The organism is Exiguobacterium sp. LL15 (assembly GCF_024436095.1).
Taxonomy (GTDB): Bacteria; Bacillota; Bacilli; order Exiguobacteriales; family Exiguobacteriaceae; genus Exiguobacterium_A; species Exiguobacterium_A indicum.
Genome location: NZ_JANFNX010000001.1, coordinates 2,058,405 through 2,084,714, shown reverse-complemented (window position 1 = coordinate 2,084,714; position 26,310 = coordinate 2,058,405). Strand labels below are relative to the sequence as shown.

Here is a 26,310-nt window from a genome sequence, read left to right as displayed (position 1 = left end):
GGAAATCAGCGGCATGAGACGAGGCATAATGCTTCTCCTCTTGCCGCTTCTCTTGTCTATCGGGCTTCAACCGATGACGGGTGAAGCAGCAGGTTGGGAAAAAGAACGAATGTATTTCATCATGGTCGACCGGTTCGAGAATGGCGATCCGAGTAATGATAAAGAGGCGGATCCTGAAAATCCAAAAGCGTTCCAAGGTGGCGATTTAGCAGGCGTGACGAAACGTCTCGATTACATCAAGGAAAAGGGATTCACTTCGATTTGGTTAACGCCGATCTTTAAGAACCGTCCGAACGGTTATCATGGATACTGGACGGATGATTATTACGAGATTGATCCGCACTTCGGAACAAAGGAAGAGTTTAAACGTCTCGTCAAAGAAGCGCATAAACGGGATATCAAGGTCGTCCTTGATCTTGTCGTCAATCATTTAGGACCAAATCATCCGATGGTGAAAGAAAAACCGGAGTGGTTCCATAAAAATCAACCGATCATGAATTGGAATAACCCGTCGGAAGTCGAGAATAACTGGCTGTTCGATTTACCGGACTTCAATACGGAAAATCCAGAAGTCGTCGATTATTTAGTTGATGTCGCGAACTACTGGGTCGATGAAACGGGTATAGACGGATACCGGCTCGATACAGTTCGCCATGTGCCAGCCTCATTTTGGGAAACGTTTATCCCAGCAGTCAAAGAAAAGCATCCAGACTTATTCTTGTTGGCTGAAGTATTCGATGGAGATCCGCGAAAAATCGCGTCCTATTCAAAATTAGGTTTTGATTCCGTGACGAACTTCCCGTTTTATTATGGAGTCAAGGATCAGTTTGCCCGCAAAAATGGTTCAGCGGAAGAGCTCGATTCAGTTTATAATCGAGATACTACGTTTAATCCGAATGCCAAGGGACTTGCAACCTTCATTGATAATCATGATGTCAAACGCTTCATCACGGAAGCAAAGATTGGTGGAGCAGACGAAGAGGAGCGGCAGCTTCGGTTGGCGCTGTTCGCACTCTATGCTGCCCCGGGGATGCCAATCGTCTACCAAGGAACAGAGGTAGCGATGCCAGGTGGCGAGGATCCTGGAAACCGGATGATGATGACATTTGATCAAAACAAGAAGATGCAACAGTACGTAAAAACGTTGAACGAGATGCGTCAGGATTACCCAGCGTTTGCAACAGGGAAGCAACGCTTGATCGCAAAAACCGATCATATGGCAGTCTACTCACGGGAGACGAAACAACAACAAGTCGTTTACGCGATCAATCTTGGAGAAAAAAAGACGAGCTTACGCGTGTCTGCGAAAGAAATCGGTGATGACCAGCGTTTAAGAGGACTTTTATTCTCAGACTTGGTGCGTCAAGATGGTGACGCCTATGAGATCACACTTGATGCAAATAGTGCGAATAGCTATGTCATCGAAAAGTCACAAGTCAACTGGTGGTCGATCATTGCCATTGGTGCGATCGCTCCGATTTTAGCGCTCATACTTCTTCTCGTTCACCGTAAACGCATGCAACGTCAAACAAAATAAAATACTTAACTAGGGGAAATGTGAGGTGAAGGGGATGCAGGTAACAATCAAGGATGTAGCACGGGAAGCGAATGTCGCACCCTCGACGGTATCACGCGTCATTGCGAATAGTTCACGCATCAGTCAAAAGACGAAGGAACGGGTGCGCCAGGCGATGGATGAGCTCGGATATTATCCGAACGTTCATGCTCGCAGTCTAGCGAATCGAACGACACAAGCGATCGGTCTCGTCATGCCAAGTGCTGCAACAAAAACGCTACAAAACCCGTTCTTTTCGGAGGTCATTCGAGGAATCAGTACAAAAGCGCATCAAAATGGATATTCGCTCTATATGACGACAGGTGTCTCGGAAGAAGAAGTATATGAAGGTGTCGTCTCGATGGTTCAGGGCCGTCGTGTCGATGGTGTCGTCGTACTGTATTCCCGTACGGATGACAAAGTCGTTCAATTTCTACAAGACTCGAAGTTTCCGTTCGTTGTCGTCGGAAAACCATTCAGTGATTCATCACATGTCACGTATGTCGATACGGATAATTATCTAGCCGGTCGCGAAGTGACGAAGTACTTGCATCAACTTGGGCATGAGTGTATCGCATTCGTAGGAGGCGCACAGGACCTAGCTGTGACGCAAGAGCGTGTCGGTGGCTACAAGACGGCTCTCATGGAAGAGGGCATTCCGATTCAAGAATCCTACATCGTCAGTGCACCATTCATGACGACAGGAGGAGCTGAGGCAGTCAAGCGACTGATGTCGCTTGAACATCCGCCGACGGCTGTCGTCGTTAGTGACGATATGATGGCACTTGGTGTCATGAGTACACTGAATGAGATGGGTATCGGTGTGCCGGATCAAATGGCCGTCGTCAGTTTCAATAACTTGTTCATCGCAGAATTCTCAAGCCCACCGTTGACTTCTGTTGAAATCAATATTTTTGGACTTGGTTTTGAAGCGACGAATTGTTTGATTGAACAAATCAATGAAGATGCGACCCCTTATGGAAAACGCGTCATCGTTCCGCATTATCTCGTCGTCCGTCAGTCTTGTGGCGGAAAATCTGAAGCATGAAATGATAGTCTATTTTTAAGCCGATTGGTTTGAAAATAGACTTTTTTTGATTCAAATGGCTATCGATTTCTAGTAAAAGGAAGCGGTTGCAGAAAAAGAAATTTATTTTCGTGCAAACGATTGCATTGATGCTTTTTATGTGTACAATAAAGAATGTATAGTATAGATGAAACGCTTACATGATCAGGGTGACCGACATGCGTAGCATAAAAAGGAGCGACTTGACGATGAAACGACTTTTTGAGGTCAATGAGTGGAAAATTACAGAGCTTGGTTTTCATCCAGAAGATAATCGATTGGCAGAATCGATGACATCGATCGGAAACGGTCATATGGGAATGCGCGGGACGTTTGAAGAAGAATACACAGGGGACACGCATCAAGGCATGTATGTCGCAGGTGTTTACTATCCGGATAAGACACGTGTCGGCTGGTGGAAAAACGGTTATCCGGAGTACTTCGCGAAAGTACTCAATGCTGTCAATATCATGGGATTGAAAGTATCCGTCAACGGAAAAGCTGTTGACTTGAACACGTGGGAAGTCATCGACTTCAAACGCGAACTTGATATGCAACACGGTGTGTTGACACGGACGATGCTATTGAAGAATGGTGTAGAAGAGACCAAGGTCGAATCCAAGCGTTTCTTCTCGATCGTCGATAAAGAAATCGCTGCTTTGCAATATACGGTGACGCCTGTCAATTTTGAAGCAGAAATCGTCATTGAATCGTATCTCGATGCAGATGTTGAAAATGAAGACTCGAACTATGACGAGAAGTTCTGGCTTCCTGTCGAACACGGAATTGAAGAACGGTTTGGTTATGTCACATCAAAAACGAAAAAGCTCGATTGGCATGTGACGGCAGCGATGATCACGGACGTCGAAGGCGCACGGTGTGAGGTCGTCGATGGCAATACGCAGTACGTCGCGAATCGTTTCACGAAACAAGCCGCAGTAGGTGAGGGTGTCACAGTCGAAAAATTCGTCGCACTCGTAACGAATCGTGACCATGACATCGATGCGTTACTGGAGCAAGCGATGAAACGGGTTCACGTCGCATTCGAATCAGGCTTTGAACCATTGCTTGCGACACATGAAGCAGCGTGGTTGCACCACTGGGAAGAAGCGGACGTGAAAATTGAAGGTGATGTCGAGGCACAGCAAGGGATTCGTTTCAACATCTTCCATATGTTCCAGACCTACACAGGTGAAGATTCACGCCTCAACATCGGACCAAAAGGATTCACGGGCGAGAAGTATGGTGGTGCGACGTATTGGGATACAGAAGCGTACTGCTTGAACTTCTACCTTGCGACGTCGAAACCGGAAGTGGCTTGGAATTTACTCAAGTATCGCCACAATCAATTACCGCAAGCAAAAGAAAATGCGGATAAGAATGTCGGCATGAAGGGTGCACTTTATCCGATGGTAACGATGAACGGAGAAGAGTGTCACAACGAGTGGGAAATCACACATGAAGAAATTCACCGGAACGGTGCAATCGCGCATGCGATTTATAATTACACGAATTACACGGGAGACACATCGTACCTCGGACAATACGGATTTGAAGTATTAGTCGAGATTTCTCGCTACTGGGCAAGCCGTGTCAATTACGTCGCGCATAAGGACGTCTACATGATTCTTGGCGTGACGGGACCAAACGAATACGAGAACAACGTCAACAACAACTGGTATACGAACCTGATTGCGGCATGGTGTCTCGAATATACGCAGACCGTCCACCGTCATTTGGCACAAGAAGAGCCAGAACGTCTGCAAGAACTTATGCATCAATTAGCGTTGACGGATGAGGAACTGGCGAAGTGGGCAGATATCGACTCGAAGATGTATTATCCAAAAGATGAGGCAGCACCAGGAATCTTCATGCAACAGGATGGCTTCATGGATAAGGAACAAATCTTGGTCGCTGATCTCGATCCAAAACATCTCCCGCTAAACCAGAATTGGTCATGGGACCGGATCCTTCGCTCTGTCTTCATTAAACAAGCAGACGTCTTACAAGGTCTTTACTTCTTGACGGATCGCTTCAGTGTAGAAGAGAAAAAAGCGAACTTCGATTTCTATGAACCACGCACGGTTCATGAATCGTCATTATCACCATGTATCTACTCAATCATTGCGGCGGAAGTCGGTTATGAGGAAAAAGCGGTCGAACTGTACCAACGTTCAGCACGACTTGACCTCGATAACTACAACAATGATACGGAAGACGGGTTACACATCACGTCGATGGTTGGATCATGGATGTCGATCGTCCATGGATTCGCTGGATTACGGGTGGCAAACGATACGTTATCCTTTAAGCCGATGTTGCCAAAAGGCTGGACGAGCTATACGTTCCGGATGCAATGGCGCGGTCATCATATCCATGTCCATGTACAGCCAAATGCCGTCGAAATCGCTCAAACAGAAGGCGAAGCATTCAGCTTAAACGTTCATGGAACAACTGTAGAAGTTCCGGCGGGAGGACAGATTACAGTTCCTGCTTCGATGACAGTATAAGAGATTAAACAGAACCGATTTTTTAGTCGGTTCTTTTTTTGTGTGTAACAAGAAGCAGGACACCTTTGTCACAAATGAAAACGCCATCATGAAAAAGAACATCAATCTTTGGAAATCTTGACTATCCGACGACATTTGAATGTGCTAAAGTGTTTCAAGATAGTTATGAATGAGAGGAGAACGGCGTGTGACAGCAGTAGTAAAGGAAAGTATGTTAAAAGTGATCGTGGCTTCGATTGGGGGATTCGTCATTGCCGTTGCCATGAACTGGTTTTTGATTCCGAGTGGTGTCTATTCGACTGGATTTACAGGACTTGCCCAAATCCTGACGCAAGTCCTTCAAAATACAGCATTTGCGTTTGGTGAAAACGTCTGGTTCTTGGCGTTGAACATCCCTTTGATCGTGCTCGCATGGATCATGTTAGGTCGGAGTTTTACAATCATTACGTTGGTTTCGGTATTGGCAACGACGATTTTCATTGGTCTTATTCCTCAATATGCTGTCATACCAGGTGATCAAACACTGAATGCAGTGTTTGGAGGGGTCTTGCTTGCGATCGGTACCGGTATAACGATTAAGTTCGGTGCTTCGACAGGTGGTTTCGATATCGTTGCCCTCATCTTTGCTCGTTTCTCCGATCGTAGTGTCGGCTTGTATCTGTTCGTCTTGAATTTCTTAATCGCATTATTAGCAGGCGCATTGTTCGGTTGGTCGACTGCTTTATACACGATCGTCTTCATCTACGTGACGTCTAAGGTCGTCGATGAGATTCATACGAGCAATCAGCGCCTGACGATCTTCATCGTCACGAATCATGCGGATGACATCACGACGGCTTTGCATCAGCATATCATCCGAGGAATCACGCAAATTCCTTCGATTGGAACGTATTCGCGAGCTGAAAAAGCGACGTTGATGATGGTCATCGAGCGTCACGAATTGCGGGACATTGAACGAATTTGCCGGGAAGCGGACGAGACAGTATTCATCAACGTCGTCGCAACGGACTCGGTCGTCGGATACTTCCGAAAAGGATAATGAGAAAGGCACTTGCTCTGCGATATGCAGCAAGTGCCTTTTATCTGTTATCATGCGAGTCCAAGAACGTGTCTCAAGTAATACGCGATCCCGTCATCCTCATTTCGCTTCGTCGTGCCGTTTGCCAGATGCTTCAGCGCGGGGATGGCATTACCCATCGCGACACCATGTCCAGCATACTCGATCATCTCTAAATCGTTTTCCTCATCACCGAACGCAACGATCTGTCGCGAATCAATTCCAAGGTGGTGTGCGATATGAGCAAGACCGACCGCTTTGCTTGTACCTTTTCGCATCACTTCGACCATGAATTCAGGCTTCACCCATTGACGATTGAGTACCGTCTCAGCATGGATGCCAGATAGTTCGGAGCGGATCTCGTCGACGTGTTCTCCTTTGGCATGAATCAAGAGAGACGTTGGTTCATGCATAAGCACCTTTCGTAAATCTCCGGTCGTGACAGATAAGGCATGGTCGGTATAAAATTCGTAAATGCCGACTGGGTCATATTGAAAATAGACATGATCCGTGACTTCGCAGACAATATTTTGTGTTTTCGTCTCAGCGACGGATTCTAAAATATGTTGAACAGTTTTTAATGGAATCGGATGATGCTGGACTTCAAAGTGATTATCTTGCGGGTGATGAACGAGACCACCGTTAAAATTAACGATCGGTGTCGTCAAACCGAGCTGTTCGTAATATTTCCTGGCGTGACGAAATGGTCGTCCAGTTGCGATGACGACTTCGTGACCGTTCGCACGCGCACGCTGGAGCGCAGCGATATTCGCAGCGCTGATTGTCTTATCATCTTTTAAAAGGGTGCCGTCGAGATCGACAGCAATTAAGTGACGGGTCATAATGAAATCCTCCGCTTTCTTTTCGTTAATTCTACTGTAGCATATGAAGCGATTGTCCTTCGTATGAAACGATTAAGTTTTTCAAGGAAAAGAAAGCGCTTGAAAAAATTAGAGAAAAGCTGTTGCTTGGATTAAAAAATGGTATACTACAAATCGTAGGATAACTCTATAGTACGTTATGGAAACGGAGGGGAAATCATGCGTTTTCTCGTTACATTCTTTTGGTCATTCTTACTCGTGAACACGGCTGTGTTCATCGTATCGGCAGTTGATGCAGTAACGTATAGCTTCGGATTCGCGACAGCTATGTCTGTCGTCACTTCACTTGTCGTCTTCGCACTCGATGCCGTCAATGAAGATTTAGGTCTTGGTCAAGGGACTAAGGCAGAATAAGGAAAAGCGAGATGTCGTCATATGGGCGATAGGCTCGCTTTTTGTCTTAAGGAGGAATGATTGATGATCGTCATCGAACAGGTTCTGTGGCAAGAGATGCCGCAAAATGTCTACATCGCAGGAAACCAGATCATCGGAATCGGTTCCTACACCATAGATGAAGCACTGATTACGCACCGGATTGATGGTCGCAACAAACGGCTAGTCCCCGGATTCATCGACGGACACTTACATCCGATCGGTGGAGGAGGAGAAGGCGGATTTGCCACGCGAACGGCACCGTTGACTGTTCGTGACATATTCGAAGGTGGTGTCACGACGGTTGTCGGATTGCTCGGAACGGACGGCTGGACGCGAACTGGAATCGATCTACTGGCACATATACGGGGATATGCTGCATCTGGTATCCGTCCCTTTCTATTAAGCGGAAGTTATATGGTTCCGCCGGTCTTCCTGACGCAATCGACAGGACATGATATCGTCCTCATCAATGAAGTGATTGGCATCGGAGAGATTGCCATCAACGATCACCGATCGACACAACCGACGGCTCATGAACTCGCGCGATTAGCGTCAGAAGCCCGAATTGCCGGCATGGTCAAAGGAGTGTCGGGAACGATGAACGTCCATATCGGAGACGGGAAACAAGGGCTCGATCTGTTACATGAGGTGATTGATACGACGGACCTCCCCATCGGACAATTCCTTCCGACGCATATCAACCGAAGTGAACGAATCTTTGAAGCGGGACTTGCCTGGGCGAAACGAGGAGGACGGATCGATTTCACGACGTGTACGACGGAAACTTTCATTGCGGAAGGCGAGATTCCAGCAGGACAGGCTGTCGCCCGTGCTTTAGCAGCGGGAATTCCACTCGAGCAGATCACGATGTCGAGCGATGCTGGCGCAAGTCTTCCGGCGTTTGATGAGGCAGGTCGATTAGTGCGAATTGATACAGGAAAACCCTCTTCCTTGATGCAAGCCGTACGCGATGCAGTGGAGCAGGGTGTTGCTTTTGATCAGGCAATCGCGACGATTACGCGGCATGTCGCGGATGCATATGGTATACCGGGCGGGCGAATCGCGGTTGGAGAACGAGCGGATCTGTTACTGATTGATGACGCTTTGCAAATCGATACGATTCTTGCGAATGGTCATGCTATAATGATTCAGAAAAAATGGCTAATACCAGAATGACGGAGGGATAGACGTGTCAAAGAAGTCGAAACGAAAAAACACGAAAAAACCGCAATCCAAGGCGAATTGGATTACAGCGGGAGTCATCGCCTTGATCGTATTGGTTGGGGGGTTACTGCTCGTCTTCACGGATCGAGAAGATTCTGCATCGAAGAATGGCAATCTAACGGCTACACAAGTCGCAGATAAAGTGAAATCCGGTGATGAATTCTATACGTATTTCTATCAAACGGGATGCGTCCACTGTGAAAAAGTAAAACCATATCTCGTTCCGCTTGGTGAAAAACAAGACATTCCATTCGAACAGATCGATCTTGCTGTCGAACAGTCGGCTTGGGACACGTTTGGCATCGAGGGTACACCGACGGTCGTTCACTTTAAAGACGGTAAGGAAGTCGGACGCGTAGCAGGTGAACAAACAGAAGACAGCTATAAAGAGTTCTTCGCTGGAAAAGACGTAAAGGACTCAAAAGAAGAATCATCTGGTGATCTCAATGATTAAAAAATGGTTTTACTCTCGCGTGTTCGAATTAAATGGACACCCGCTTGTTGCTAAACAACTGAAACGGTTTGCGATGAGCCGTATCAGTCGTCCGTTCATCCGTCCGTTCGTTCAGGCATACGATTTAAATATGACAGAAGCGACTCAGAATTTAGAAGCGTATTCGAGTTTACATGACGTTTTCATTCGTCATGTCAAACCGGAAATGCGACCGATCGATCAAGCAGAAGGTGCATTCGTCAGTCCGTGTGACGGTGTATTGTCTGTCGTTGACGATTTGACGGCTGATAGCCGCTTTACTGTCAAAGGACAATCGTATACGGTATCCGAGTTACTCGGTTCCCATCATGAAGCACAGCAATATGTTGGTGGACGTGTGATGATCTTTTACTTAAGTCCGCAAAACTATCACCGGGTTCATGTGCCGATGGATGGAACAGTCCGGACGAGCTATACGCTCGGTCGCGATTCGGCACCGGTGAATGAGATTGGTCTTACACATGCGCTTCGCCCGTTGACACGTAATTACCGTCGCGTGACGCGCATCGTCCAAGGGAAACATGCACTTGAACATGTCATGGTCGGTGCACTGAACGTTAACTCGATCGTTCGGACGAACGAGTCGAAGGACCTTCGTCGCGGGGATGAGTTTGGATACTTCTCATTCGGTTCGACGGTCGTCCTGATTTGTCCGAAAGATGCATTGACGTTAGACAGCCAAGCGATTGGACCGGTTTTAATGGGGCAACGCCTCGGACAATGGCATTCATGACAGCGAGGCGCCCGTTATGGGCGTCTCCTTACATTTAGGAGGAATGAATCATGCCGGCACTGGCATTAGCAGAAATCGGAAGTACGCAGGTCCAAACGTATATCGCACTCATTATTTTTTTAGTGACCTATGGCTTCATCATCAGTGAAAAAATTAGTCGAGCAATCGTTGCCTTACTTGGAGCGCTCGCGATGGTCATCATCGGCATTGTGGATCTCGAGACTGCATTGTTTGAATATATCGAGTGGGGAACAATCGTCTTATTGATTGGGATGATGATTCTCGTCACGATTGCCAATCAATCTGGCTTGTTCGAATACATCGCGATCCGCGCTGCGAAGACGACAAAAGGTGATCCGATCAAGGTATTGGTTTTACTGTCCGCATTGACAGCACTCGGATCTGCATTCCTTGATAACGTCACGACGGTTCTATTGATCGTTCCAATCACGTTTTCGATTACGAAGATACTGAAGATCGCGCCGTTTCCATTCTTGCTCGCAGAAGTCCTATTTGCGAATATCGGTGGAACAGCAACGTTGATCGGGGATCCACCGAACATCATGATTGGTGCTGCGAATCCACACTTGACGTTCAATGCCTTTTTAGTGAATCTCGCACCAATCATCCTCGTCATCACGGTCGTAACGATCGGCATTCTTTACTTCGTCTTCCGGAAGCAACTACATGTTGAAGCGGAAGATCGGCAGAAACTGATGGAAATCGATGAGAAGAGTTATATCGTCAGTCGAAAATTGGTCGCACGAAGCAGTATCGTCCTCGTCAGTACGATTGCGCTGTTCGTACTGCATCCGGTGCTTGATCGCATCGGACTCCATCTCGAAGCACCGGCGATCGCGATTCTTGGAGCGACAATCCTGATGTTGCTGACGATTGAAAACGATCATCAGCTAGAAGGAATCTTTGCTCGTGTTGAATGGACGACGATCTTCTTCTTCGCTGGACTATTCGTGCTCGTCGGCGGGATTCAAGAAGCAGGTATCATTCGCTACCTTGCTGAAAAGACGATTGATCTGACAGGCGGTGACATTCAGACGACAGCGACTGCTGTTCTTTGGTTGTCTGGTATCGCCAGTGCGACGATCGATAATATCCCGTTCGTTGCGACGATGATTCCACTCATCAATGATGTAGCTGCTGGAATTGGATTATCACCAGCAGATGCGAAAGTGGACGTATTATGGTGGTCCCTCGCACTCGGTGCCTGTCTCGGTGGTAACGGAACATTGATCGGTGCATCGGCGAACGTCATCGTCGCGGGTCTCGCGACACGACAAGGTGAAAAATTCACCTATATGCGCTTTTTGATTTACGGAGCACCGATCACGATTGTGACGTTGATTCTATCCCAACTCTATTTGTGGATTCGGTATTACTAAGAAAACGGAAGGTCCGCCTTCCGTTTTCTTTTGTGCGTCGCTCTTACTACCTGATTGTGCTATAATCGAACGATAAGAGCATAACTGTTTCTTAAACTTAACTATAGAGCTAGACCATTATCTGGAGGTTTTATTCTTGTTCAAACGACTTTATCCGAAACATTTCGTGGCTTCGATCTACGATATCGACCTTGAAATGCTCAAACGAAACGGTGTCAAAGCGATTTTGACCGATCTTGATAATACGCTCGTCGCATGGAATATCGCAGATGCTCCAGACGAATTGGTTGCTTGGCTGGATATGGTGAATAATCAATATGGTTTCGACGTCATCATCGTATCGAACAATAACGGAGACCGCGTCAAGAAGTTTGCGGATCCACTCGGATTGCATTATATTGCGCCTGCTCGAAAACCGCTTCCTATCGGGTTTAAACGGGCATTGACGGAATTCGGTTATCACGCGAAGGAAGTTGTCTTCTTAGGAGACCAACTCTTCACGGATGTACTCGGTGCAAACTCCGTTGGAATCGAAGTCATCCACGTTCAACCTGTCGTTAAGACGGACGGTGTCGTCACGAAATTCAATCGCCTGATGGAACGTGTCATTTTCCGCCGGATGAAACGCAAAGGAATCTATAAATTGACACAACGCGTCAAGGAAGATCCTTCTGCACTGGAGCATCCGATCGAAACACTTCGTCAGGATAAGCAACAATAACCCTGTCAGATCGGTAGATGAAAGGGAAGGCAGCAGTCGCAACATGTACGGCGAGAGGTCGGAAGTTACGCTCTTGGAGTAGCGAGCAGGGCGCTACGGTGAAAAGAGAAGGGATATCGTTCCCGCATGCGGCTCAACATAATATGATCGAAGAAATCCACTGCGCTGGCTGTGGTGTCGCCATTCAAACGGAAGACACGAAAGCACCAGGATACGCACCTAAATCTGCACTTGATCGTGAAATGGTCATTTGCCAACGTTGCTTTAAATTAAAGCACTACAATCAAATTCAAGATGTATCGTTATCGGACGATGATTTCGTTAAAATCTTAGACGGAATCGGTCAAAAAGATGCACTTGTCGTTAAAATCGTTGATATCTTCGATTTTAATGGAAGTTGGTTACCGGGCTTACATCGGTTCGTCGGTAAAAACGATGTCTTACTCGTCGGGAACAAAGCCGATTTATTACCGAAGTCACTCAACCCGAACCGCCTCATGAACTGGATGCGTCAAGCATCGAAAGAACTTGGATTACGTCCAGTCGACGTTCATCTGATCAGTGCGAAAAAAGGGCACGGAGTCGATGAACTCGCTGAAAAAATCGATTATTATCGAAAAGGTCGCGACGTCTATGTCGTTGGTTGTACGAACGTCGGGAAATCGACACTGATCAACCAAGTCATCAAACGCTTCGGTGAAGAAGATGAAGCCGTCATCACGGTCAGTCACTTCCCAGGAACGACACTAGACTTGATCGACATTCCACTCGACGATAACTGTAACCTGTATGATACACCGGGGATCATCAATCATCACCAGATGGCTCACTATGTTGATGCAAAGGACTTGAAGCTGATCACACCGAAAAAAGAGATCAAGCCACAAGTCTTCCAAATCCATCCGCAACAGACACTCTTCTTCGGAGGTCTTGCACGATTGGACTATATGGAAGGGAACAAGCGTTCATTCGTCATCTACATGTCGAACGAATTGAAAGTTCACCGGACGAAGCTTGAAAAAGCAGACGATTTATACGCGAACCACAACGGTGAGCTGTTGTCTCCGCCAAACGAAAAGACGCGGGAGATGCTACCGCCGCTTGTCCGTCATGAATTCAGCCTCCGCGACAACATGAAGACGGATATCGTCTTCAGTGGACTCGGGTGGGTTGCGGTTCACGGAAAAGGTGGACGTGTCGCTGCTTATGCCCCGAAAGGTGTCGCTGTATCCTTACGTGAGGCGCTCGTCTGATGCGCTTTGCCGTCATCGGTCATCCGATTGCCCATTCACTTTCACCTGAGCTGCATACAGCTTGGCTGGAAGCGGCTGGGCTTTTCGGCTGTTATGACCTCATCGATGTAACGGAGCAGCAATTGCCGCAAATCATTACAAAATTACGCACACATCAGCTAGACGGAATCAATGTGACGATTCCACATAAAACAGCAATTATCCCGTATCTGGATCGGCTAGAGCCGGCAGCTCAAAAAGCAGGCGCCGTGAATACGGTATATCGGCAGGATGGGCAGTTGATTGGTGCGAATACAGATGGAATCGGATTCGTCCGCGCATTGATAGAACGTCGTCCGTCATTTCAAAAGACGCTCGTTCTTGGTGCGGGCGGTGCGGCGCGAGGCATCATTGCTGCGTTGCCCGGAGATGTGACGATCACGAATCGTACAGAAGAACGCTCTAAGGCAGTTGCCGATGAATTCGGAGCAACCGTTCTACCATGGCAAGAAACATTTGATTTAACGAGTTACGACGTCATCATCAATACGACTTCTGTCGGGATGGCGCCACATATCGAGGCACGTCCGATCGAATTGACGGAGACGCACGCCTTGATTTGTGATATTATTTATCGACCGACGCCGACCCGTCTATTGCGTGAAGCGACCGAAAAAGGTCTCGACACACTTGACGGCGTCCCGATGTTCGTCTTACAAGCGGCTGAAGCATTTGAACGCTTCACCGGACAAGCACCTGACCTTGCACTTGGCGAGCAGGTGATACGAAAGCAATTGGAGGAATTTTAATCATGTTAACAGGTAAACAAAAACGTTTTTTACGCGCGACAGCTCATGACTTAAACCCGATTTTCCAAGTCGGTAAAAATGGAGTCGGCGAAGCGATGTGCGCTGATTTGATGGATGCGCTCGAAAAACGGGAACTCTTGAAAGTACAAGTATTGCAAAATTGTGCGGACGCACCGAAGGATGTCGCACAAGAACTCGTCGCAGGAACGAATGCTGAACTCGTTCAAGTCATCGGAAAAGTCATCGTTCTCTATAAAGAATCAAAAGAGAACAAGACGCTCGAATTGCCACGATGAAAATCGGACTGATGGGCGGAACGTTCGATCCTCCGCATATCGGTCATCTCCTGATTGCCGAACAAGCGCAGGAACAACTCGAACTCGATGCGGTCTGGTTCGTACCAGCGAATGTGCCACCGCATAAACAACGTACAGTCACAGACGCAACCAAGCGTTTACGCCTTGTAGAAGAAGCAATTGCATTGAATCCTGCTTTTTCCGTCTCAGCAATCGAGTTTGAGCGCGAAGAGCCTTCTTATACGTATGATACGATTCGTGCACTCAAGCACCGGTACCCGGAGCATGAGTTTCTATTTCTCATTGGAGCAGATTCACTCGTGAGTCTCGATACGTGGTATCAAGCCGAACAGTTATACGAGGAAGTCGTCTTTGGTGCCGTCGCTCGACCGGGCAGTCGGTATCTGATTCCGCGTGGTGCCCGTGTGAAAGCGGTCGATATGCCATTGCTAGAAATTTCTTCGACGGATATCCGGCAACGGGTCGCGCGTGGACGGAGCATTCGCTACCTTGTACCGGAAGCCGTTCGACAACGGATTGAGGAGTGGAATCTATATGCGCCTTGAAGAAGCACGTCAAATCATTGAGCGTACGTTGCCTGAGCGACGCTATGTGCACACATTAGGTGTCGTTGAGACAGCACGACACTTGGCTCTTAAATATGGTGTTGACGAAGAAGAAGCAACACTTGCTGCTATGCTTCATGATTATGCGAAATACCGCGATACGAATGAGATGCGTTCGATTGCCGTTGAATTGAATCAACGGGTTTTACTCGATTATGATGACGAACTGCTTCATGCGCCAGTAGGTGCGGAGCTTGTCCGTCGAGAACTTGGTCTTGATTCAGACGTGATTTATCAAGCGATCGCAAATCACACGACGGGGGCACCCGGTATGCCGTTGCTCGATCAAATCATCTTCGTCGCGGATGCGATTGAACCAAATCGCAGTTATCCAGGTGTCGAAGCGCTTCGTGAAGTAGCGGAGCAGGATTTGACGGACGCCGTCATCGCAACACTCAGTCAGACGATTCATTTTTTATGTAAAAAACAAGCCATCATCTTTCCGCGAACGATTGAGACCTATAATGCCTTCGTCGCGGCCAAACGAAAGGGGACCGTCCTATGACAGTCGAACAAGAATTACAATTAATCGTAAATGCCATCGACGATAAACGCGCTGAAGATATCGTCGTCCTGAATATGTCGAGCATCTCACCAGTTGCCGACTACTTCGTCATCTGTGAAGGGAATTCAGAAAAACAAGTACAGGCAATCGCACGTGAACTCAAAGAAGTCGCGCACGAACATAACCTGCCGATCAAACGTCTCGAAGGATTCGATGCGGCACGTTGGGTGTTAGCGGATCTTGAAAACGTCGTCGTTCACGTCTTCCACCGTGACGATCGTGATTACTATAATCTCGAAAAACTCTGGGCAGATGCTCCAAAGGTTGAAGTCGAGGTCAACTAATGGCATACGAACAGTTCGCCTACATCTATGATGAATTGATGCAAGACGTCCCGTACGATCAATGGGTCGACTGGGTCAAAGCATACGTTCCGACTGGCAGTACGATTGCTGATATCGGATGTGGAACGGGTACGGCGACGCTTGCATTAGCGGCACACTATGAGATGCTCGGAATCGATTTATCGGAAGAGATGCTCGAAGTCGCGCAGGAAAAAGCGATGGAAGAGGGATTACGCATTCAATTCTGGGCGCAAGACATGCGCGAAATCGAATTGCCGACACCTGTCGATGCCGTGACGATCCTATGCGACTCCTTGAATTATCTCCGGACGGAAGAGGATGTCAAACAGACGTTTACACATGTAGCAGCAATCCTCAAAGAGGGTGGACGTCTCTTATTTGATACACACTCTCCATACAAGATGGAAACGTTGTTCAATGGAAAGACATATGCGACACATGCGGAGCAAAGTTCGTATATCTGGTTCGCGGATCCTGGTGAAGCACCGCTTTCTGTCGTCCATGAACTGACTTTCTTCATCGAGGAAGAGGACGGTCGCTATGAGCGTGTCGATGAAACGCATCATCAGCGGACGTATCCTCCAGCACAGTACGTGACATGGTTACGCGACGCCGGATTCCGGGTCCTCGCGGTCACAGGCGATTTTGGACCGGATGCTCCTTCTGAGACAGCCGAGCGGATTTTCTTCGTTGCTGAAAAAATGTAAAAGTGATCTCATCCGTCTTCTTTAAGTGATACACATTCGTGTTGCTTAAAGGAGACGGATTTTTTGTTCGTCAAACAGATGCTAATTCAAAGTAACGGCATGGATGGTATGACCTTTATCCGACATAACACACCGTATCATGTTGTAAAAGAGTGGTTAGTGTGTATTCCTTCGTTTCCTGAAGTCCGTAGCGACCTGTTAGAGTCGTGGAAAAAGGAGGGATTCGTCTTGACCGTTCCACGTTTGCAACAAATCGCAGGTCTCGTCGTCGTCCTGCTACTCATCATTTTATTGTTCGTACCATTACCCTCTTGTTCGAATGAAGCGATGGTCGATCAACCGTCCTTAACAGATAAACAACAAGAGGCAAAAGCAGAGCCAGCAGAAAAGGAGACCTCGATTCGTGACAAACTCATCATGGTCGACATAAAAGGGGCGGTAGAAGCACCTGGACCCTATCAATTCCACCTCGGTGATCGAGTGAAGGATGCAATCGAAAAAGCAAAGACGACTGAGAAAGCTGACATTCGACAAATGAATCTCGCGGCACGTCTCATTGATGGACAGGAAGTCATCGTGCCGGTAAAAAAGACGAAAGATCAGCCGAAACCAACGAAACGCTCAAAAGCAGAGATACCAAAAGGACTGATTGACCTCAATGCGGCAACGGCGGAACAGTTGATGGAGGTTCCGGGAATCGGTCCTGCCAAAGCAGAAGCGATCTTGGCCTACCGTGAGGAGAAGGGGGGATTTGCGACGTATGAATCACTCGGAGATGTGAAGGGCTTTGGGGAAAAGACGTTAGAATCGCTTAAATCCTACCTGATCGTCTACTGATGCCACTTCATACGCTGTTCGTTCTCTTACTCATTGTCGCCATTAAAGAATCGATCTGGTGGTTAGTGTTCCTGATGCTCTTTGCAATCATGAAGTCATGGTCTTTTTCAATCAGTCGTCTTTTCTTTTTGTTCATTCTGAGTTGTCTATTCATCGGAATGGGTCATCTGTCACCTGAACCGCACGACGTCTCGTCTGTTGACATCTTATCAGGTAAGCGTAATGGGGATCGAATTCGCTATGATGCGGAGAGCAACGGTCAATCGATTCTATTGACGGCAACGATTGCAGAAGATGAGACAGGATACGAACGAATCGGTTACTCCTGTCACGTCGATACGGAACCGCTCGATGTCCGTCAACAATCGAATGCGGGAGGTTTTGACGAACTGCAATTCATGCATACGAATCGTTACGCTGGAAAGTGGGAAGTACGTTCATTTGATTCCTGTCATCCGACACTTGGATATGCGGCAGAAGGAAGACGGGTACGTGAAGCATGGTTGAAACGGATAGAAGACTTGTTACCACAAAAGCAAGCATTCTACGTCGAAGCACTTGTATTTGGTGAGGATCGATTAATGGATCAAGTGACGCTCGAACGGTTTAAGAAATTCGGCTTATTACATGCGATCGTCATCTCAGGATCACATATCGCTTTTTTAGTGTTTAGTCTGCTGTACGTCTTACGAAAAATCAGGATGACAAAAGAAAAACGACTTGATATCGTTCTGATCTTACTGCCGATTTACGGATGGTTGACGGAGTGGAGTCCTCCAGTCACTCGGGCTGTGCTCGTCGCGATGATTCTGCTGCTCGGTCGTCGTTTCCACAAACCGTTAGATCCGGTGGAGGTCATTGCGGGGGTCGCGGCTTTTCAATTAGCGATTCAACCAACTGTCATTTACGATATCGGATTTCAATTGACGGTCGGACTGACGCTGTTTCTTGTGCTGTCGAGACGACTCATGGGTTCGGTTCGTCGTCCTTGGAACTGGCTACTTATCAGTGCGTGGGCACAATTCGGAACCCTTTTGTTTTTACAGGGGATTGAACAAACAACGGTTTCAATCTGGTCTCCGTTGTTGAATTTATTAATTGGTAGCTGGATTGAGTGGGTGATTCTGCCAGGATCGTTCCTCCTTGCGACGCTTCCATTTTTACCGCTCAGTTCGACGTTTCAGATTGCGCATCAGTACGCGATTCAATGGATGGACCAAGCATTACAGCTAGCGGAACATCTGCCGTTAGCAATGGTTGCCGTTCCAACATTTTCTCCGATCGTCTTGACAATCGTCGTTGTCGGAACGGGAATCGCTTGGTTCATTGCTGAACGGAGATGGTGGGGGCATGCTCTCCCATTGGTCCTTTTGCTTACGGCATGGGGTTACACGGAGTGGCACGTACCTGAACAAATCACGTTTTTAGATGTCGGGCAAGGGGATAGTATCGTACTTGAGAAAGCAGGAGAGACGTTCGTCGTAGACACAGGTGGTGTTTATCAGCAAACGACGCATCCACTGCTTCGTCCGTTTGATCCGGGTGGTCATATCGTCGCGCCCTTTTTATTCACACGAGGAGAAGCAGAAATCGACGGTCTCATCGTGACACATGCTGATCACGATCACGTCGGTGGACTGCTAGGATTACTGCGTCAAGTTCGTGTGAAAACCATTTATTTAGGGGCGTATGACAACACGGATGAGAAGCGAAACGATTTGATTCATTCGATCGAAGCAACTGGAACGCATGTCAAGTTCGTTCAAAAGGGACAAACGATTCGTCCTTGGTTACATGTACTTGCACCGACTGGACGAGAAGAAGAAGAGAACGATCGGTCTATTATATTACTTGCACAGATTGCCAAACAACGTGTTTTACTGACGGGTGACGCTGGCCTAGCAATCGAGGACGAATTAACGATTGGTCCGATCGATATTCTAAAAGCAGGTCATCATGGTTCGAACACGTCGACCGGTGAAGAACTCTTGCAGAAGACAAATCCGAAGATTGTCATCTTATCAGTCGGACGAAAAAATCGATACGGGCATCCGCATCCGGACGTGCTTGAGCGGATCGGGACAGATCGGATCGTCTTTCGAACGGATGAGGACGGGAGTGTAACTTGTTCTTCAGCGGGCTGTGAACCTATGATAAAATAAAAAAACAGCAACCCCCCAAGGTTGCTGTTTTACTGATTATAGACTTAAGAACTTAATTGCGACACCGATGATGAACAAGACTGCGAAGAAGCCGAATGATGCACCAAAACCAACGGCAGAGTCGAGCGCATCGTTGCGTTTTGATTGAATATCGTTCTCGAACGCGTTTTCACTTGGTGGGCGTACTGAATGTGCCATGCTGCATTCCCCCTTAATAGATTCCGCTTCTAGTATAGCGGAATAAAAGAGGATTATCTATGATGAAGTTAAGAACAAACTGTGAAATGTGGTGGGAATGATGAAAACTCCTTGGCTCGTCAATGGAAAATTAGCGAATTTATACTTATTATATGGAACAGAACGACACTTGTTAGAAGAATGGGAACGTGAAATCGTAAAAGCGGCTCTTCCGGACGGAGAACGCTTTGATTATATGAAAATCGATTTGAACGACCAATCGCTTGATGCGGTACTCGATGAAGCGGAGACGGTACCCTTTTTAAGCGACTACCGTGTCGTCGTTGCAAAACCTGCAACGTTTCTGACAGGAGCGAAAGATAAAAAACAACATAATCTCGAACGGTTAGCAGATTATATCCTACAACCGGCAGACTACGCGGTGGTTGTCTTGATCGTCGAAGCAGAAAAGCTCGATGAACGAAAAACCGTCGTCAAACGATTGAAGGAGCGCGCGACGGTACTAGAGGCAAAAAAACCGACGACCGAAGAGTTGTTCCGCTTCGTTCTGGATGCTGTCAACGACAAAGGATACCGGATGGAACGTCCAGCAATCGAGCGACTCATTTTCTTGACTGCTGAGATGTGGGGGACATTAGCCCATGAACTTGAGAAGTTGATGTTGTTTGCAGGAGATCGCCCGACGATCGAAATCGAGGATGTCGATTTGCTTGTTCCGCGGACATTAGAGGACAACGTCTTTCAATTAACGGACTACTTGATGAAGCGTCAACTCGAACCAGCGATCCGCTTGATTCGCGACCTTGAAAAACAAGGACAGGAAGTGTTGGCTCTCCTTGGACTGATGGCACGCCAATACCGGATGATGTTGCTGTCGAAACGATTAGCAGAACAAGGATACGGAGAACGACAAATCGCATCAAAAGTCGGAGCTCATCCGTATGCGATCAAATTGGCACTCCAGTCTGCCAAACGGTTTACGTTTGCGCAGCTCGAGCAAGCACTCATCGCCATCACGACGACGGATGAAGGTATGAAAACAGGACGCGGTGATAAGAAGATTTTATTCGATGCGTTGATTGTTCGCTTAGCGACGCTATAAGAGGAGGCAAACGATGATGGAAGTCCAGATCATTACAGCAGAAGAGGTCATCCCATTACGGCATGATGTGTTACGTCCCCATCAACCACGTGAAGCATGTATCTACCCAGACGATGCGCTTGCATCGACGTTTCATCTCGGCGGGATAAAAGCACAACAAATCGTCGCAATCGGTAGTTTCTCGGAACAATCTCATGCACAAGCGCCAGGAGCGACGTATCAGCTTCGTGGTATGGCGTCGAGTGAAGACGTGCGTGGTGAAGGGTATGGTCGGGCGCTGATTGAAGAAGCCCGTCGTCTATTGAAAGAACGACAAGTGACAGCATGGTGGTGTAACGCCCGCGTCACGGCACTTCCTTTTTATGAGCGCCTCGGACTGGAACGTGTTGGAGAACCGTTCCTCATTGAAGGGATCGGTCTTCACTATGTCATGATCGATCGTCTAGACGACAAGTAAGACAAGAAATGGCGGACGAAGGAATCGTGTAAAACGATTCCTTCGTCCGCCATTTTAGATCATATAAAAAATCGCCACTGGAGAACCCTCCTAGTGGCGACCCATCACCGTATTCTTCGGAAAGAATTAAAGTGCGTTTACGAGTTTAGCGAGACGTGATTTGTCACGACCAGCTTTGTTGCTGTGGATGAGACCTTTAGCAGCAGCTTTGTCGATTTTTTTAGAAGCTGTAGCGAAAGCAAGGACCGCTTGGTCTTTGTTACCTTCAGCTGCGAAAGTTTCGACTGCTTTAATCGCTGAACGCATTGCCGATTTACGTTGTACGTTAGCGACGCGGCGTTTTTCAGCTGTTTTAACGCGTTTGATTGCTGATTTAATGTTAGCCATGGATGATTCACCTCCAATAAAACTCATTCGAGATTTATATTCGCATATCTGCAGTTATCGTTCAACAGAACAAACACAATTGTAGCAAACGTTTTTCTTAAAAGCAATACGACGTCTAGGGAATCTTCACATTTTGTTTTTCGGGTAAAACAAAACGAGATAGTACAGTGAAGCGCTTTTTGGTATAATGAACCGTATGTACGTTTGAAAATAAGGTAAGGTGACTCTAAACATGACGAATGAAGACCGTTTAAAGCGGCAGAAGAGTATTCGTAACTTCTCGATCATTGCCCATATCGATCACGGGAAGTCGACACTCGCTGACCGAATTTTAGAAAAAACTGGCGCGTTGACATCGCGCGAAATGAAAGATCAGACACTTGATGCCATGGATCTCGAACGTGAGCGTGGCATCACGATTAAACTCAACGCTGTTCAATTGAAGTATACAGCAAAAGATGGGGAAGATTACATTCTTCACCTCATTGATACACCTGGACACGTCGACTTCACATATGAAGTCTCGCGTTCACTTGCAGCTTGTGAAGGGGCTGTCCTCGTCGTCGATGCGGCGCAAGGAATCGAAGCGCAGACGCTTGCGAACGTTTACTTAGCACTCGACAACGATCTCGAAATCCTTCCGATCATTAACAAAATCGATTTACCTTCTGCGGATGTCGAACGCGTCCGTCAAGAAATCGAAGATGTCATCGGACTTGATGCATCTGAAGCCGTTCCGACTTCTGCGAAGGCAGGGATCGGTATTGAAGAAATTCTCGAACAAATCGTCGAGAAAGTACCAGCGCCGACGGGTGATCCGTCTGCACCACTCGAAGCATTGATCTTTGACTCCTATTATGACGCTTACCGTGGTGTCGTAGCATCGATTCGAATCGTCAACGGAACAGTTAAAGTCGGCGATAAGATTCGGATGATGTCGACAGGTAAGGACTTTGAGGTTCTGGAACTTGCCGTTGCGACACCAAAACCATTACGTCAGCAAGAATTGACGGTCGGTGATGTTGGGACCTTGTCTGCTTCGATCAAAACGGTCGGCGACGTACGTGTCGGGGATACGATTACGCTTGCGAAACAGCCAGCTACTGAAGCACTGCCAGGATACCGTAAGATGAATCCGATGGTATACTGTGGACTCTATCCAATCGATGCTGCGAAATACAACGATTTACGAGAAGCGCTTGAAAAACTACAACTTAGTGACGCGGCGCTTGAGTTCGAACCAGAGACATCACAAGCACTCGGATTCGGATTCCGTTGTGGATTCCTCGGGATGCTCCACATGGAAATCATCCAGGAGCGAATCGAACGTGAATTCAACATCGATATGATCACGACGGCACCATCGGTTATCTATCACGTGACGACGACAGCGGGTGAAGTCTTGCACGTCGATAACCCATCGAAGATGCCGGATCAGCAAAAAGTCGAATTCATCGAAGAGCCGTTCGTTAAGGCTGCTGTCATGACACCGAATGATTACGTTGGTGCGATCATGGAGTTGTGTCAAAAGAAGCGTGGGACATTCGTTGACATGCAATACATCGATACGACACGTGTCAAAATCACGTATGAGTTACCGTTATCTGAGATCGTCTACGACTTCTTCGATCAGTTGAAATCGAGTACGAAAGGGTATGCGTCACTTGATTATGAATTGATCGGCTACCAACAGTCGCGTCTCGTCAAGATGGACATCCTGCTCAACAACGAGAACGTCGATGCGCTCAGCTTCATCGTTCACCGTGACTTTGCGTACGAACGCGGGAAAGTCATCGTTGATAAGTTGAAAGAATTGATTCCGCGGATGCAGTTCGAAGTGCCGATACAGGCCGCTGTCGGAACGAAGATTGTCGCTCGTTCGACGATCAAGGCATTACGGAAGAACGTTCTCGCGAAATGTTACGGGGGAGATATCTCTCGGAAACGGAAGCTGCTCGAGAAGCAAAAAGAAGGTAAGAAACGCATGAAGATGGTAGGCTCAGTAGAGGTACCGCAAGAAGCCTTCATGTCCGTTCTATCCATGGACGAAGATTAAACAGGTGGGGGGCGCTTGCGTCCCCTTTTTGGTTTTTATAGAGAAAGGATGAGGCGAAATGGGAATACGCGCCGCATATGTCCACATCCCTTTTTGTGAACATATTTGTTATTACTGTGATTTCAATAAAGTCTTTTTAAAGAATCAGCCCGTCGATGAATACCTCGATGCGCTCGAACGCGAAATCGAAATGACGTTGAAACAATACCCGACGGATCATCTCGAGACGATCTTCATCGGTGGCGGAACACCAACCGCTTTAAATGAACCACAGATGCAACGGTTGATGGAAATCATCCAGAAACACTTGTTGCCCCTGACAGGCGATGATTTAGAGTATACAGTCGAGTCGAACCCGGACGGTGTATCAGAAGAGAAGCTCGATATCATGAAGGCGGGCGGTGTCAATCGCGTCAGTTTTGGTGTCCAATCGTTTGATGACGGTTTGCTCGAACGCATCGGTCGGACGCACCGGGAAGCAAAAGTCGCGCAGACGCTCGATGCAGCGGCAAAACGGTTTGATAACATCTCCGTCGACTTGATGTTCGGCTTACCGAATCAGACGCTCGATCAGGTCCGCTACGACGTCTCGCGGGCACTTCAATTACCGATCACGCATATCTCCTCCTATTCGTTGATTTTAGAACCGCACACGGTCTTTGCGATTCAAGAGCGAAAAGGAAAGTTACCGCTACCGACGCAAGATCTCGAGGCAGAGATGTATCAAGTGATGATCGATACGATCGAAGCAGGTGGATATGCGCAGTATGAGATCTCGAACTTCGCGCAAACAGGAAAAGAGAGTCGTCATAATCGCGTCTACTGGGAAAACGATGAGTACTACGGATTCGGTGCAGGATCACACAGCTATATCAATCAGACGCGTCGTGCGAACATCGCACCAATTCCGCACTATATCAAGGCGGAAGGGTTACCGGTTCGAAAAGAGACGCCGTTGACGAACGTCGAGCGGATGGAAGAAGAGATGTTCCTCGGACTTCGAATGAAGGATGGCGTATCACTCGAACGTTTCCAGACGAAATATGGAGTAGCGTTTAAAGATGTGTTTGGTGAAGTCATGAAACGTTTATTGCCAAACGGTCTCGTCGAACAGACGGAGACACATATCCGTTTGACGCCTGCTGGAGTTCCATTAGCGAACGAAGTCTTTGCGGAGTTCATCGGTGAAGCGCAGGTTCAATGAATCTTAAATAAATGAAAGGAAGCGGTGTTCCCTAAAAAAGAGGAAGACCGCTTCTTTTCATTTTTTGGATTTCCTTAAAAAATAGGCAGTCGTTCCGATGACCGCGATGAACAGCCAGACAAAGACTCCTGCCATTGCCAATAATTCAATCATCCGATTCATCCTTTCCATTCTTTGTTTCACTGTATCGCAGAATGGGAAACTGTTCAAAGGGTCATGCAATTCGGTTGACATCGGACGGACAATTCCTTATAGTAAAAGATGTAATTAGCACTCGTTAAAAGTGAGTGCTAACAAAATAAGGTGGTGAAGAAGGTGCTGACGGATCGTCAATTGTTGATTTTACGTGCAATCGTCGATGATTACATCAAGACTGCTCAACCCGTCGGCTCACGGACGCTCTCCAAGCGAGACGACGTGACGTTCAGTTCCGCGACCATTCGTAACGAGATGGCGGACCTCGAAGAGATGGGTCTGATTGAAAAGCCACACACTTCCGCAGGACGGATTCCTTCCGAACTCGGATATCGTTTTTATGTCGACCATCTGATTCGTCCGGAAAGCATCACACCAAAAGAAGCGCAGGCATTGAAATCACTCTTTGCCCATTCCGTGAATGAGAATGATCGGTTGATTCGGCACACAGCAGACCTGTTGAGCGATTTAACCCATTACACGACGCTTGTACTTGGACCAAAAGAAGAGGGACAACGCTTGCATCATCTGGAATTGATTCCTCTTGCTGAAGGTCGTGTCGTCATCGTTCTCGTCACCGAGACGGGACATGTCGAACACAAGACTTTGCAATTGAATCAAGCGTTATCCCAGGAAGCAGCGAGCCGACTGATGGAACGTCTGAATCAGACGTTACGCGGTACGCCACTCTCAGCCTTGCGCAGTCGTCTGCTCGAGGAAATCCGTCGCTTCCGTTCAGAGCATTCTGAACAGACGGTGTTGCTCTCGAAGGCACTTGATCTCGTCTTGACGGATCAAGAGGAGCGACCGTTCATCTATCTGGGCGGGAAAGCTAACATGTTCGATCAGCCTGAATTTCAGGACGTCGCAAAATTACGACCTGTTCTCGAGTTGATCGAACAGCAAGAAGCCGTTCTCGATTTCCTCCGACCGAATCTCGATAATCAAATCCTGATTACGATCGGGAGTGAGAACAATGTGGATGCATTAAAAGATTGTAGCGTCATCCGGGCCCATTATTCGGTCGACGGTGTCTCGATCGGGACACTCGCCTTGATCGGACCGAAACGGATGGATTACAACCGGGGAATCAACTCGATCATCCATCTACTTCAAGCATTCCAAACCGAATTGCATAAGAACAATTTGGATTGAAT

27 protein-coding genes are annotated in these 26,310 nt (G+C 47.4%); 24 read left to right on the top strand and 3 right to left on the bottom strand.

Annotated features, from left to right (window positions below; translation table 11 throughout):
* The first annotated feature begins 13 nt into the window (after nt 1-13).
* The 4 genes from NOM72_RS10880 to NOM72_RS10865 all read left to right on the top strand — a co-directional run bounded on the left by NOM72_RS10880 (nt 14) and on the right by NOM72_RS10865 (nt 6,170).
* Entirely contained in the window at nt 14-1,537 is a 1,524-nt protein-coding gene (locus tag NOM72_RS10880) for an alpha-amylase family glycosyl hydrolase (protein WP_035398431.1), read from the top strand.
* Between the two features lie 34 nt (nt 1,538-1,571).
* Nucleotides 1,572-2,603 (top strand): LacI family DNA-binding transcriptional regulator, encoded by a 1,032-nt coding sequence (locus NOM72_RS10875; protein WP_035398727.1) that lies wholly within the window; start codon nt 1,572-1,574, stop codon nt 2,601-2,603.
* 227 nt (nt 2,604-2,830) lie between these two features.
* Nucleotides 2,831-5,131 carry a glycoside hydrolase family 65 protein gene (locus tag NOM72_RS10870; protein WP_255999157.1) on the top strand — a complete coding sequence of 767 codons (2,301 nt, stop codon included), beginning with the start codon at nt 2,831-2,833 and terminating at the stop codon, nt 5,129-5,131.
* A gap of 187 nt (nt 5,132-5,318) precedes the next feature.
* Nucleotides 5,319-6,170 carry a YitT family protein gene (locus tag NOM72_RS10865; protein WP_023467413.1) on the top strand — a complete coding sequence of 284 codons (852 nt, stop codon included), beginning with the start codon at nt 5,319-5,321 and terminating at the stop codon, nt 6,168-6,170.
* Between the two features lie 50 nt (nt 6,171-6,220).
* On the opposite strand, the gene NOM72_RS10860 is transcribed toward NOM72_RS10865, so the two are convergent.
* Nucleotides 6,221-7,030: a Cof-type HAD-IIB family hydrolase gene (locus NOM72_RS10860; protein ID WP_035398424.1), complete on the bottom strand. Its 810-nt coding sequence runs from the start codon at nt 7,028-7,030 to the stop codon at nt 6,221-6,223.
* A 198-nt stretch (nt 7,031-7,228) separates the two neighbouring features.
* Here NOM72_RS10860 and NOM72_RS10855 point away from each other — a divergent pair, with 198 nt between their 5' ends.
* The 15 genes from NOM72_RS10855 (at nt 7,229) to NOM72_RS10785 (ending at nt 19,554) form a co-directional block, all read left to right on the top strand.
* Entirely contained in the window at nt 7,229-7,423 is a 195-nt protein-coding gene (locus NOM72_RS10855) for a YjzD family protein (protein WP_023467415.1), read from the top strand.
* Nucleotides 7,424-7,486: 63 nt separating this feature from the next.
* Entirely contained in the window at nt 7,487-8,620 is a 1,134-nt protein-coding gene (gene iadA / locus NOM72_RS10850; protein WP_023467416.1) for a beta-aspartyl-peptidase, read from the top strand.
* A gap of 13 nt (nt 8,621-8,633) precedes the next feature.
* Nucleotides 8,634-9,122, top strand: coding sequence for a thioredoxin family protein (locus tag NOM72_RS10845; protein WP_023467417.1), 489 nt, complete (start codon nt 8,634-8,636; stop codon nt 9,120-9,122).
* The gene (locus NOM72_RS10840) at nt 9,115-9,894 is read left to right on the top strand and encodes a phosphatidylserine decarboxylase (protein WP_051353617.1); all 780 of its coding nucleotides are present in this window, start codon (nt 9,115-9,117) and stop codon (nt 9,892-9,894) included. Before NOM72_RS10845 ends, NOM72_RS10840 begins: the two co-directional genes overlap by 8 nt.
* A 50-nt stretch (nt 9,895-9,944) precedes the next feature.
* Complete coding sequence (locus NOM72_RS10835; protein ID WP_023467419.1) at nt 9,945-11,294, top strand: ArsB/NhaD family transporter; 1,350 nt, start codon at nt 9,945-9,947, stop codon at nt 11,292-11,294.
* A gap of 136 nt (nt 11,295-11,430) precedes the next feature.
* Nucleotides 11,431-12,015, top strand: a complete 585-nt coding sequence (locus tag NOM72_RS10830; protein WP_023467420.1) for a YqeG family HAD IIIA-type phosphatase — start codon at nt 11,431-11,433, stop codon at nt 12,013-12,015.
* Between the two features lie 143 nt (nt 12,016-12,158).
* Nucleotides 12,159-13,268 (top strand): ribosome biogenesis GTPase YqeH, encoded by a 1,110-nt coding sequence (gene yqeH / locus NOM72_RS10825; RefSeq protein ID WP_023467421.1) that lies wholly within the window; start codon nt 12,159-12,161, stop codon nt 13,266-13,268.
* The gene (aroE, locus tag NOM72_RS10820) at nt 13,268-14,056 is read left to right on the top strand and encodes a shikimate dehydrogenase (RefSeq protein WP_035398421.1); all 789 of its coding nucleotides are present in this window, start codon (nt 13,268-13,270) and stop codon (nt 14,054-14,056) included. The genes yqeH and aroE overlap by 1 nt, the downstream gene beginning before the upstream one ends.
* Nucleotides 14,057-14,058: 2 nt before the next feature.
* Nucleotides 14,059-14,352 (top strand): ribosome assembly RNA-binding protein YhbY, encoded by a 294-nt coding sequence (gene yhbY / locus NOM72_RS10815; RefSeq protein ID WP_023467424.1) that lies wholly within the window; start codon nt 14,059-14,061, stop codon nt 14,350-14,352.
* The gene (gene nadD / locus NOM72_RS10810; RefSeq protein ID WP_064300344.1) at nt 14,349-14,918 is read left to right on the top strand and encodes a nicotinate-nucleotide adenylyltransferase; all 570 of its coding nucleotides are present in this window, start codon (nt 14,349-14,351) and stop codon (nt 14,916-14,918) included. The genes yhbY and nadD overlap by 4 nt, the downstream gene beginning before the upstream one ends.
* Nucleotides 14,908-15,483: a bis(5'-nucleosyl)-tetraphosphatase (symmetrical) YqeK gene (gene yqeK / locus NOM72_RS10805; protein WP_023467426.1), complete on the top strand. Its 576-nt coding sequence runs from the start codon at nt 14,908-14,910 to the stop codon at nt 15,481-15,483. The genes nadD and yqeK overlap by 11 nt, the downstream gene beginning before the upstream one ends.
* Nucleotides 15,480-15,827, top strand: a complete 348-nt coding sequence (gene rsfS, locus NOM72_RS10800) for a ribosome silencing factor (RefSeq protein ID WP_023467427.1) — start codon at nt 15,480-15,482, stop codon at nt 15,825-15,827. Before yqeK ends, rsfS begins: the two co-directional genes overlap by 4 nt.
* Nucleotides 15,827-16,555: a class I SAM-dependent DNA methyltransferase gene (locus NOM72_RS10795; protein ID WP_058704798.1), complete on the top strand. Its 729-nt coding sequence runs from the start codon at nt 15,827-15,829 to the stop codon at nt 16,553-16,555. The genes rsfS and NOM72_RS10795 overlap by 1 nt, the downstream gene beginning before the upstream one ends.
* A gap of 228 nt (nt 16,556-16,783) precedes the next feature.
* Nucleotides 16,784-17,392, top strand: coding sequence for a helix-hairpin-helix domain-containing protein (locus NOM72_RS10790; RefSeq protein WP_064300428.1), 609 nt, complete (start codon nt 16,784-16,786; stop codon nt 17,390-17,392).
* Nucleotides 17,392-19,554, top strand: a complete 2,163-nt coding sequence (locus NOM72_RS10785) for a DNA internalization-related competence protein ComEC/Rec2 (RefSeq protein ID WP_255999156.1) — start codon at nt 17,392-17,394, stop codon at nt 19,552-19,554. The genes NOM72_RS10790 and NOM72_RS10785 overlap by 1 nt, the downstream gene beginning before the upstream one ends.
* Before the next feature lie 36 nt (nt 19,555-19,590).
* Here the strand turns inward: NOM72_RS10785 and NOM72_RS10780 are convergent, their stop codons facing one another.
* On the bottom strand, nt 19,591-19,752 hold the full coding sequence (locus NOM72_RS10780) for a YqzM family protein (RefSeq protein ID WP_023467431.1): 162 nt from the start codon (nt 19,750-19,752) through the stop codon (nt 19,591-19,593).
* A 100-nt stretch (nt 19,753-19,852) separates the two neighbouring features.
* Here NOM72_RS10780 and holA point away from each other — a divergent pair, with 100 nt between their 5' ends.
* Entirely contained in the window at nt 19,853-20,854 is a 1,002-nt protein-coding gene (holA, locus tag NOM72_RS10775) for a DNA polymerase III subunit delta (RefSeq protein ID WP_255999155.1), read from the top strand.
* A gap of 13 nt (nt 20,855-20,867) precedes the next feature.
* On the top strand, nt 20,868-21,311 hold the full coding sequence (locus NOM72_RS10770) for a GNAT family N-acetyltransferase (protein ID WP_041255011.1): 444 nt from the start codon (nt 20,868-20,870) through the stop codon (nt 21,309-21,311).
* A gap of 126 nt (nt 21,312-21,437) precedes the next feature.
* On the opposite strand, the gene rpsT is transcribed toward NOM72_RS10770, so the two are convergent.
* The gene (gene rpsT, locus NOM72_RS10765; RefSeq protein WP_023467434.1) at nt 21,438-21,698 is read right to left on the bottom strand and encodes a 30S ribosomal protein S20; all 261 of its coding nucleotides are present in this window, start codon (nt 21,696-21,698) and stop codon (nt 21,438-21,440) included.
* A 232-nt stretch (nt 21,699-21,930) separates the two neighbouring features.
* On the opposite strand from rpsT, the gene lepA reads away from it, so the two are divergent.
* The 3 genes from lepA to hrcA all read left to right on the top strand — a co-directional run bounded on the left by lepA (nt 21,931) and on the right by hrcA (nt 26,308).
* A complete protein-coding gene (lepA, locus tag NOM72_RS10760) occupies nt 21,931-23,754 on the top strand; it encodes a translation elongation factor 4 (protein ID WP_023467435.1) in 1,824 nt (607 codons plus the stop codon).
* 58 nt (nt 23,755-23,812) lie between these two features.
* Entirely contained in the window at nt 23,813-24,958 is a 1,146-nt protein-coding gene (gene hemW / locus NOM72_RS10755) for a radical SAM family heme chaperone HemW (protein ID WP_075642004.1), read from the top strand.
* A gap of 315 nt (nt 24,959-25,273) precedes the next feature.
* Entirely contained in the window at nt 25,274-26,308 is a 1,035-nt protein-coding gene (gene hrcA / locus NOM72_RS10750; protein ID WP_023467439.1) for a heat-inducible transcriptional repressor HrcA, read from the top strand.
* Nucleotides 26,309-26,310 lie beyond the last annotated feature (2 nt).